The 9,811-nt window shown below is 55.3% G+C and carries 8 protein-coding genes; all 8 read right to left on the bottom strand.

The window, feature by feature from the left end; genetic code table 11:
• On the bottom strand, positions 1-1,068 hold a 1,068-nt coding region (locus tag IM304_RS22085), incomplete at its 3' end, for a mannose-1-phosphate guanylyltransferase/mannose-6-phosphate isomerase (protein WP_193362882.1).
• 605 nt (positions 1,069-1,673) lie between these two features.
• Entirely contained in the window at positions 1,674-2,570 is an 897-nt protein-coding gene (galF, locus tag IM304_RS22090) for a GalU regulator GalF (protein WP_110293152.1), read from the bottom strand.
• Positions 2,571-2,743: 173 nt separating this feature from the next.
• Complete coding sequence (gene wcaM / locus IM304_RS22095; protein ID WP_193356760.1) at positions 2,744-4,135, bottom strand: colanic acid biosynthesis protein WcaM; 1,392 nt, start codon at positions 4,133-4,135, stop codon at positions 2,744-2,746.
• 12 nt (positions 4,136-4,147) lie between these two features.
• Complete coding sequence (gene wcaL / locus IM304_RS22100; protein ID WP_193356759.1) at positions 4,148-5,368, bottom strand: colanic acid biosynthesis glycosyltransferase WcaL; 1,221 nt, start codon at positions 5,366-5,368, stop codon at positions 4,148-4,150.
• Positions 5,365-6,645: a colanic acid biosynthesis pyruvyl transferase WcaK gene (gene wcaK, locus IM304_RS22105; RefSeq protein ID WP_176609937.1), complete on the bottom strand. Its 1,281-nt coding sequence runs from the start codon at positions 6,643-6,645 to the stop codon at positions 5,365-5,367. Before wcaK ends, wcaL begins: the two co-directional genes overlap by 4 nt.
• Before the next feature lie 17 nt (positions 6,646-6,662).
• On the bottom strand, positions 6,663-8,141 hold the full coding sequence (wzxC, locus tag IM304_RS22110; RefSeq protein ID WP_193356758.1) for a colanic acid undecaprenyl disphosphate flippase WzxC: 1,479 nt from the start codon (positions 8,139-8,141) through the stop codon (positions 6,663-6,665).
• Position 8,142: 1 nt separating this feature from the next.
• Positions 8,143-9,537, bottom strand: coding sequence for an undecaprenyl-phosphate glucose phosphotransferase (wcaJ, locus tag IM304_RS22115; RefSeq protein ID WP_193356757.1), 1,395 nt, complete (start codon positions 9,535-9,537; stop codon positions 8,143-8,145).
• A 138-nt stretch (positions 9,538-9,675) separates the two neighbouring features.
• On the bottom strand, positions 9,676-9,811 hold a 136-nt coding region (locus IM304_RS22120; RefSeq protein WP_193362883.1), incomplete at its 5' end, for a phosphomannomutase.

Here is a 9,811-nt window from a genome sequence, read left to right on the forward strand (position 1 = left end):
CTTGATCTTCTCCACCACTTTTTTGACGTCCTGCACGGCATTACGGTCGGCAATCAGCACCGCGTCTTTGGTCTGAACTATAACTAGATTATGCACACCAACTGTGGCTATTAAACTCGTATCTGACAAAATAAGGTTATTGCCAGAGTTCAATGCAATCACATCTCCACTGCAAACATTTCCCTCATGAGTTTTGTCGCTAACATCCCATAAAGAAGACCATGAACCGACATCACTCCAGCCCGCATCCATCGGCACCACCACAGCGTCCGCCGTACGTTCCATGACCGCATAGTCAATGGACTCTTCCGGACAGGCTAGGAATGCTTCTTCGTCCACGCGGATGAAATCGAGATCCGGATCCACCACCGCCATCGCTTTTTCGCAGGCGCTTAAAATATCCGGACGGTATTTTTCCAGCTCTTCAAGATATCGTCCGGCGCGGAACAGGAACATACCGCTGTTCCAGTAATATTCACCACTTGAAACGTAATCGTTAGCAGTTTCAATATTAGGCTTTTCTACAAATGTTCTTACTGCAAAAGCTTTTATCTCATCGGCGCCAAGAAGAACCTCACCACGACGAATGTAGCCATATCCGGTTTCCGGCATATCCGGCACGATACCGAAGGTCACCAGCTTGCCGCGCTCGGCGTAAGGAATGGCCGCACGTACCGCGTCGCGGAACGCCTCTTCCTGCTGGATAACGTGGTCAGCCGCCAGCACAAGCATCAGCGGATCGCAGTCCGGGCTGCTGCGTTTCGCCGCCAGCGCCGCCAGGGCGATAGCGGGTGCGGTGTTACGGCCGGCAGGCTCCAGAATGATGTTTTCTGTGCGTTTGTTCAGCTGGCGCAACTGCTCGGCAACGATAAAACGGTGCTGCTCATTGCATATAATAATCGGATCATTACATGCCAAATTGTGCAAACGGTTAACTGTCGCTTGCAACATGGTGAGATCGCCTTTCAGGCGCAGAAATTGTTTGGGATAAAGAACGCGGGACAGTGGCCACAGACGACTGCCTGTTCCACCAGCCATAATTACTGGGAAAATTTTACTGTGATTCATTTTGTAAACTCATTCTAAGGTTCAGAGTTATAACGTTTACCCTGAAAGATAAGGTTAAATATAATATTAGACTAGTAAAAGTCATTTTATAATATGATAATAATTTAATTGAATTACATAACACTCAATACGGCATGAATTATAATAGGAAAAAATATATAAATGTTACATTGAAAAAAATCGCAATAGTTACTTTAACTAGTGATTACTAAATTTTCTTATAAAAAAGAATATCGGTAATTATGGCTGAAAAAACTTATTCTTGCAGGCTATAATGTATAAAGCGATTTCTTCATCAGGCACGCTACCGCCCCTGGCTTAACAGCTACCAGTGCACTGATCGATGGTTAAATGTTCCATTTGTTGAAGTCCGACACCGAACTCTTACTGGCGCTGGACAACTGCAAAAACTGGCGTTAATTGTCGTCCTAAATCGCATCAGAAACAAGTACAAATCGTTACAAATCAGTCCAGATTTAAAGCAGATAACTCTCTGTTATCATAGGAATTAATAACAAAAAAGCGACAGCCATCATTTTAGTTATGTAACCACATAACAAAATGATGGCTGTCGCTCGTAAACCGATTATGCCTGTGATGAGCTATCAGTCGTTAGCCAGCAGCTTCTCAATGCGGCTTCTGAACTTCGCCCCTTCCTTCAGGTTACGCAGGCCGTAGTTCACAAACGCCTGCATATACCCCATTTTCTTCCCGCAGTCGTAGCTGTCGCCGGTCATCAGCATCGCATCAACGGACTGCTTTTTCGCCAGCTCGGCAATCGCATCGGTCAGCTGGATACGGTCCCAGGCGCCCGGCGCGGTTTTCTCCAGCTCGGCCCAAATATCTGCATTCAGCACGTAGCGGCCTACCGCCATCAGGTCTGAGTCCAGCGTCTGCGGCTGATCCGGTTTTTCGATAAATTCAACGATACGACTCACCTGCCCTTCCGTCTCCAGCGCTTCTTTAGTCTGGATAACAGAGTATTCGGACAGATCGCCTTTCATGCGCTTAGCCAGCACCTGGCTGCGGCCCGTTTCGTTGAAACGCGCCACCATTGCCGCCAGGTTATAACGCAGCGGGTCAGCAGAAGCGGTATCAATGATGATATCTGGCAGTACAACGATAAACGGGTTGTCGCCTACAACGGGGCGAGCACACAGGATGGAGTGGCCCAACCCCAGCGGCTGCGCCTGACGCACGTTCATGATGGTTACGCCAGGAGGACAGATAGACTGCACTTCTGCCAGCAGCTGGCGCTTAACGCGCTGCTCAAGCAGCGCTTCGAGTTCGTAAGAGGTGTCGAAGTGGTTCTCTACCGCATTTTTGGATGAGTGCGTCACCAGAACGATTTCTTTGATCCCTGCAGCAACAATCTCGTCGACGATGTACTGAATCATCGGCTTGTCAACGATCGGAAGCATCTCTTTAGGAATGGCCTTTGTGGCTGGCAACATGTGCATGCCCAGACCTGCTACCGGAATGACTGCTTTCAAATTAATCATTATATCTTCCACCTTAAAATGGTTGACGAATTATAGCTTTTAAACCTGTTTTCGCCAGCATGATTTGCCGTAAATATGAAGTAATCCTAAGCTACCCCACCACAAATTACAGTAGTTGTAATCTGAATAGATCGCGATTCTGTGCCAGGAAAAGTCGCAAAATTGCGTCCCGGTTAGCGGTGCGGTAGCGCAAAATTCAGCCGTTCCGTATTCACAATGTGTTGATCCACCCGATCGATATCCACCGAACTCTGCCCCTTTTCATTCACCGCTTTTATGTTCGCGAGCGACAGCAGCGTCTCGTTTTTAGCCATAAACTTCCCGCGCACGTCTTTACGCAGGTCGAAGTTCATCTTCAGGGCTGGCCCCGTCGTTGACTCCTGCATCACGTTGATATTGCGCAAGAAAAGGTGCTGGGGTTTGTTATGCAGCTCAAGCGTCGCGCGCTGCATCTCAACGTTGGTGATGGCAACAAACGACGTGGCGTTGCCGGATGAAATCTGTATTCCGCGCAGCTTATACGCCAGCTGTCGGTTATCCAGCCGGATATCGTTGAGTTTGAAGTTCTGCGGGATTGACAGATAATCGCCCTTGATCACGCCATAGCCAATTAGCATGCCAGCGCTGTTGACCATATCGACATTATCAATAACGAAATTATCACAGCCATAAATAGCTACCGTCGCGTTATCAATTCCCGCTTTTTTGCTGAAGTCAGGCGTAATATTTTTGGCCTTAATATTACGAATAACAAAGTGCTTACCGTTTTCGACATGCACCAGCTGTCGACAGTTGCTGCCCGTGATATTTGCTACCACGAAGTTTTTAACGGTCTGCTTTTCCGGGTAATCATTGTCGTAGGTACTGCCGGCAAGCCCGATGCCAATGCCCCAGTTGATCTTGCCGTTCGTGCAGTTGATGTTATCGATTACGTGGTCCGAGATCAGGATATTGCGATCGTTGATCGCCACGTTCCACTCTATCGCATCACCCTGTAAGTGGCTGAATTTGCTGTTGGTGATGCGCGCGCCGTCCACCTGATTGTGGAACCCCTGACGCAGGATCGCGTAGTTGGCCTGCGTCACGGTGATATTATCGATGAGCAGGTTGCGCATCACTCGCCGCTTTTTACCGCCGATGTAGATCTGGGTGACGGGGCCGAAGCCGCTCATCGCCAGCCCTTTGATGGCACAGTCGGAGCCACGGACGTCCAGCGTGATGTTGTGCGTGCGCCCTTCCCCCTCGCCGATCACCTTACAGCCTTCCTGGAGCACAAAGCGCCCGCGCCCGTTGCCCTTAAGCGCGCCGCGGACGAGCAGCGTTTTGCCATCAGGGATAAAAATGCCGGTGTTGATGTTTTCGCAGGTTAACCCGGCAGGAACCACCACGGTATCCCCTTCGCTAAAGGCCTGCTTAAAGGCGGCGATCCAGTCGTTATGGTTATAGCGATCTACAGAAACCGTCTTTCCGGTGGCCGCCCGCGCGGCGCGGGGCGACAGCAGCGGCATGGCTGCCAGGACGGATAAAGAAGAGACAAATCGGCGTCGGGTAATCTTTTTCAGCATACAACCTCAGCGTTACAGCGTTTGCAGCAGGCTCGCTAACTGGCGATTAATTACCTGCTGGTTAAATTCTGCTTCGACTTTTTGTCGGGCGTTTTGCAGCACGGGTACCAGCGTCTGGCTATCGATATCACTGAACGCCGCCAGGCGGTCCGCCAGCGCCAGCGCATTGTTTTCAGGCACCAGCCAGCCGGAATGCTCAGAGGTGATCAGCTCCGGGATGCCGCTGTGTAACGTCGAAACAACCGGAATACCGACCGCCATCGCCTCCATCAGCGCCACGGGAATGCCTTCCATATCGCCATCGGCGCCCGTCACGGACGGCAGCAGGAACACATCCGCCTCGTCGAGCATGGCCTTCACCTCGTGGCTCGGCTTGAAGCCGGGCATCTCGACCACGTCTTCCAGCTGGTACTGCTCTATCAGCGTGCGCAGGCGACGCTCCCACGGCCCGATCCCCAGGATGCGGTAGTGGAAATCGACGCCGCGAGCCTTCAGCTGGCGACAGGCCTCGATGGCCACGTGCAGCCCTTTCTTTTCGGTGAGGCGGGCCACGGAGATAATCTGCAGCGGCTTGCCCGGCACCTTGACCGGGCGCTGGGTGAAGCGCTCCATGTCCACGCCCATGCGCGAGACGGTAATTTTCTCGCTCGGGCACCCCATGGTTTTCAGGCGTCCGGCCCACAGGTCGCTTATCGGCAGCATCATGTCGCCGCGGCGAAACAGCTGCTGATACTCCGGGGTATAGTGGTTCAGCACCTCGCGGCTGGAGATGTCGATACCGTGGAAAATGGTCGCAATTTTGCCCTCAATCACCCCAAGCTCGCGCAGCTTCGCGGCGGTGACGCCCGCCGGGCCGAAGTGGGCGATAAACACATCCGCACGGTACGGCCGCGCCGTTTGCCCGCAGATGGCGGAGAGGATCAGGTTGCGCGCCTCCGCCCCATAGCGCGTCATGTTCAGCGCCCGCCACGTCGACGCGCGATGCAGCCCGCGCAGCGTCTGGCTGGCGCGATAGCGCAGTTTGTTCATCCGCCCGCCCGGCTCATCCTGCAGCCAGCGGGTTTTCGCCTCCAGCCCATACTGGCTATACGCCGCATGGGTGTTCTGCGTATCGCCCTTTTGCAGGGCGATAATCTCCACGTCATATCCCATATCGATAAACGCGGTGATTTGGTTCAGCACAAAGGTCTCAGACGACAGCGGGAATTTCAGCAAGAAGAAACCAACCTTCATTTCCCCTCCCGGACGCGATCGAGTACGGATTTCACCATCCCAATGCCTTTTTCGCGTTCGGCTTTCACCGCCACCGCCAGACGTTCGTTGATTGCAGGCAGCTGGCCGAGCGTGTCGCCCACCATCGCACCAAGCGAACCGTCCAGCAGATGACGAATATCGACGGCCATTTCCGGCATGCCGAGCTGCTGCATAATGCCCGCTGACTTGTGTTCGTAGTTAATGGCAATTGCCGGCGTGCCGAAGTTCATCGAGATAATCGCCGAGTGCAGACGCGTGCCCACGGTCAGGTCGCAGGCGGAGAGCAGCTTGCCCATCTCCAGATCGTTCAGCTCGTCCATCACCACGTGGTAGCGGGACGGATCGTTCACCAGGTTGCGCAGGTTAAGCGCCACCATGCGGTCATCCTTGTTATAGCTGTCGATACCGGTGCAGGTGGAGAGCGCCAGCACCTGGTAGCCGCTGTCGAGCACGCGGTTTACCACGTCGGCAAACGCTTTCTCGTACGCCGCCTGGGTGGTGCCGAGACGTTTATCGAACGGAGCGAGTTCACGCAGGGTAATCGCGACGGTTTTCTGTTTCGCCGCCACGTCCAGCCAGTGCCGGACCGCGTAGCTCGGCTGGAAGCTGTCGACCTGATGATCCACCAGCCAGGCGGTATCCACGCCGTGCTCCACTTTTGACGTGTCGATCTCGCTGCGCTTCATCATGTCGAGGCTGACCGATTCGCGCAGGATCAGCGCGTCGCAGTGGCCGAAGACATAGTTTGCCAGCTGGTTAAACTGCGGATCCTGGAACGGCCCGACGCTGTGGCCGATCATAAACAGCGGCTTTTTCGCCATAAAGGTGCAGAGCGCATGCTCAAACTGCGGCACGCCGTAGAGATCGACAAAGAACGAGCCGCCGACCTGAATAATGGCGTCATAGCCGGACAGCAGGCGCACGAAATCGGTAAAGCCCTGCGCGATGGCGATGTTGCGCAGCCTGCCGGTATCGGTCACGCGGGAGAGCAGCACCTGATGCTGGTAGCGGCGACGCAGCACCTTCTTCACGCGCCCCATCACGCCCGCGGCGTTGTTGTGCTGTTTCATCTGGCCGTAGAGCGGGTCGCCCATTACCGGACGGTTCAGTAACCAGGACGAGCTGACCGGATAACGGCTCATTACGTCCACTTCGGTCTCAGGCTTAAGGGTGTTAATTGCATCCAGTAAACCGCGCAGGATGGCGCTGTCGCCACGGTTGCCGCAGGTATGGTTGCCAAGAATAAGTAATTTCATAATGGCCTCTTAAATATCTAGCCTGCGCGAAGCAGCGTTTTCATTTTTTCGTTACGGCAAAACTGGCGCTTCATCTCAACCACCAGCGCGTTGCGTGACAGCACAATCATCACGCCGAAGGCCAGCGCGCCTGCCGCGACCTGCACCGCAAGCAGCGCCGCCAGCGGCAGATGGCCGCCGAGCACCACGCCCAGGCCGTAGCTGACGGCAAGCGTTGGCAGCGAGAGGTAGAGCGGCAGCCACAGGCTGAGGATGTACTGACGGTAGCTGGAGCCCAGCACCGGTTTGATCATCACGAAGTAGCTCAGCACGGTATTGACGATCTGCACCAGCAGGAACCCGAGCGTCACGCCAATGGCGCCCGCCACGTGTCCACCCACGATAATCGCCGGAATAAACAGGAAGGTTTTAAACACGTTGAACTTGAAGCTGATATCCACGCGCGCCTTCGCCATCAGCAGGGAGCCAATCGGGTTTCCCACGGAGCGCAGCAGCCCCACCACGCAGAGCAGCTGGAGGATCGGGATGATGCTGTTCCACTTCTCGCCAAACACCAGCGGCACGAAGTTGCTGGACACCACCATCAGCCCCAGCAGCACCGGGAAGTTGATAATCCCCACCACGGACAGCAGCTTGTAGAAGTTGACGCGCAGCTTCTCGGTATCGTCCTGAATCTTGGCGAACGCCGGGAACAGGACGCGGGTGATGATCGGGTTGAGCTTCATCGGCGGCACGACCGCGACGTTATACGCCAGGTTATAGCCACCCGCGACGCTCGCGCCCAGAATGCGCGCCAGCACCAGCGTGGAGACGTTGGTATTCACATAGTTAATAATGCTGTCTGCCGTCAGCCACGCGCCGAAACGCAGGTTGGAGGAGACGGACGCCAGCGAGAAGTGCAGCCCCGGGCGGTAAATCTTGCGGCCAAAGAAGCCAAACAGCAGCGTGCGCACGGCAGAGTTAACGAGGTAGCCGAGAATGGCGGTCATCGCCAGCGGCCAGAAATGGGCGCTCACCACGGTGAAGGTAAAGCCCGCCAGCACGGCGCTGGTCTCAATCATGCCGATTTTGTTGAACTCCAGCTCTTTTTGCATCAGCGCGCGAAACTGCTGCCCGTGCGGGATCACCACAAAAGCAAACGACAGCGTGCGCATCAGCGGGGCCAGGTCCGGGTTGTGCAGCACGCCGGCAATCACGTCGCTCAGCAGGAACACCAGCACAAAGACGAAAATGCCCAGCCCGACGTTCAGCCAGTAGAGCGTGGTCAGCTCCAGGTGGCTAATCTCTTTGCGCTGGATAATCGAGTTGGCGATACCAAAGTCAGACAGCGTATCGGCCAGCGCGATAATCACCAGCGAGACCGTCAGCAGGCCGAACTGGTGGTTATCGATAATGCGTGCCAGCACCGTCATCTGCACCAGCCCGAGGCCGATGATGACGATGGTGGCCATGGCTGACCATTTCGCGCCGCTGATGGTTTTTTCACGTAAGCTCATCTTAGTACGCCGCTTTGTTCACGAAGCCTTTGAAAATGGTCAGAAAAACAATCTTGATATCGAACCAGAGGCTCCACTCGCGGATGTACTCCAGGTCGAACTCGATGCGTTTTTCCATTTTTTCCAGCGTGTCGGTCTCGCCGCGCCAGCCGTTAATCTGCGCCCAGCCGGTGATGCCAGGCTTCACCTTATGGCGCAGCATGTAGCCTTCAATCAGGGTGCGGTACTGCTCGTTGTGGGCAACAGCGTGAGGACGCGGCCCGACGATGGACATCCCCCCGGTGAACACGTTAATGAACTGCGGCAGCTCGTCCAGCGAGGTGCGGCGCAGGAAGTTGCCCACGCGGGTGACGCGCGGATCGTTCTGCGTCGCCTGGGTCACCACCTTGTCGTTCTCCATCACCTTCATGGAGCGGAATTTCCACACCATGATCGGCTTACCGTCCATGCCGTAGCGGGTCTGACGGAAGATGATCGGTCCCGGCGAGCTGAGCTTCACCGCCAGCGCAATGCAGCACAGCACCGGGGAGATCAGCAGCAGGATCAGCGACGAAAGCACGATGTCCTCCGCGCGCTTCAGCACGCGGTTAATGCCCGACAGCGGCGTGTCGTACAGCGGAACAACCGGCACCCCGTTGACCTCTTCAATACGGGAGTGAAGAATGTTGAAGGTGAAAACGTCCGGGATGAGGATCACCGAGCAGGTGGTATCGGCAAGCTCGCGCATCAGCTTCTTGATGCGGGATTCATCCCTCATCTGCATGGCGATGTAGACGTTATGAATTTTGCCGGCCTTCGCGTCGTCAATAAGCTGTTCGTAGTTGCCCGCCCAGTCGGACGGCACGCCGCCGGGCTTCGCGTCGTGATAAATACCGACCACTTCAAAGCCTAACCACGGCTCTTTGCGGAAGCCGTCGAGCAACACCCGGCCGACCGGCAGATCGCCCGCCACGGCAACGAAGCGGCGGTTATAGCCGCGGTTGCGCAGCCAGCCCGCGCCAAAGCGGATCAGCGAGCGGCAAACCACCATGCCAACGCTGGTCAGCAGATACCAGCAGAGATAGGTCACAAGGCGGTTATCAAAATCGTGGCTGAACGCCACCAGGCCCGCGCTGAAAATCAGGCTTAAGGTCCAGTTCTGTAGCAGCAGCATCAGTTCGGTGGTCATTTTTACGCCGCGCCATGAGCGATAGAAATCGGTCATGCCGCCAATCATCTGAAACACCACCAGCGCAATTAACGCCATCAGCAAATGCATGTAGAAGAACGACTGCCCGCTGACCCAACACACCGCCCACAGTCCGCCTACCATGATGGTGATATCAGAAAAACGCTGCACCATAGAGATTAACGATGCATTCGTTCTCGCTCGTTCGCGCTTTTTTAGATTCGTCATCGTTGTTCCTTTATTCAACCAAAACCTGGGCCCCTCACCCTAACCCTCTCCCCAGGGGGGAGAGGGAACTTGAACACCCTCTCCCCTCTGGGGAGAGGGCCGGGGTGAGGGGTAATGGGCCAGGCTCAGCTTTTCGTATTACTGATTCAACAGCGCCAGAATGTCCTTCGTTCGCGCTTCCATCAGCGCGGTATCGGCACGGGATTCGACGTTCAGGCGCACCACCGGCTCGGTGTTTGAGGAGCGCAGGTTGAAGCGCCACTGCGGGAACGAC

The sequence above is a fragment of the Enterobacter cloacae complex sp. P40C2 genome (assembly GCF_014930695.1).
GTDB classification, from domain to species: Bacteria; Pseudomonadota; Gammaproteobacteria; order Enterobacterales; family Enterobacteriaceae; genus Enterobacter; species Enterobacter pasteurii.

Bases quoted from the DNA above. Each gene is read 5' to 3' on its own strand.
- galF (WP_110293152.1), bottom strand. From the start codon at position 2,570: ATGATTAATTTGAAAGCAGTCATTCCGGTAGCAGGTCTGGGCATGCAC.
- wcaM (WP_193356760.1), bottom strand. From the start codon at position 4,135: ATGCTGAAAAAGATTACCCGACGCCGATTTGTCTCTTCTTTATCCGTC.
- wcaL (WP_193356759.1), bottom strand. From the start codon at position 5,368: ATGAAGGTTGGTTTCTTCTTGCTGAAATTCCCGCTGTCGTCTGAGACC.
- wcaK (WP_176609937.1), bottom strand. From the start codon at position 6,645: ATGAAATTACTTATTCTTGGCAACCATACCTGCGGCAACCGTGGCGAC.
- wzxC (WP_193356758.1), bottom strand. From the start codon at position 8,141: ATGAGCTTACGTGAAAAAACCATCAGCGGCGCGAAATGGTCAGCCATG.
- wcaJ (WP_193356757.1), bottom strand. From the start codon at position 9,537: ATGACGAATCTAAAAAAGCGCGAACGAGCGAGAACGAATGCATCGTTA.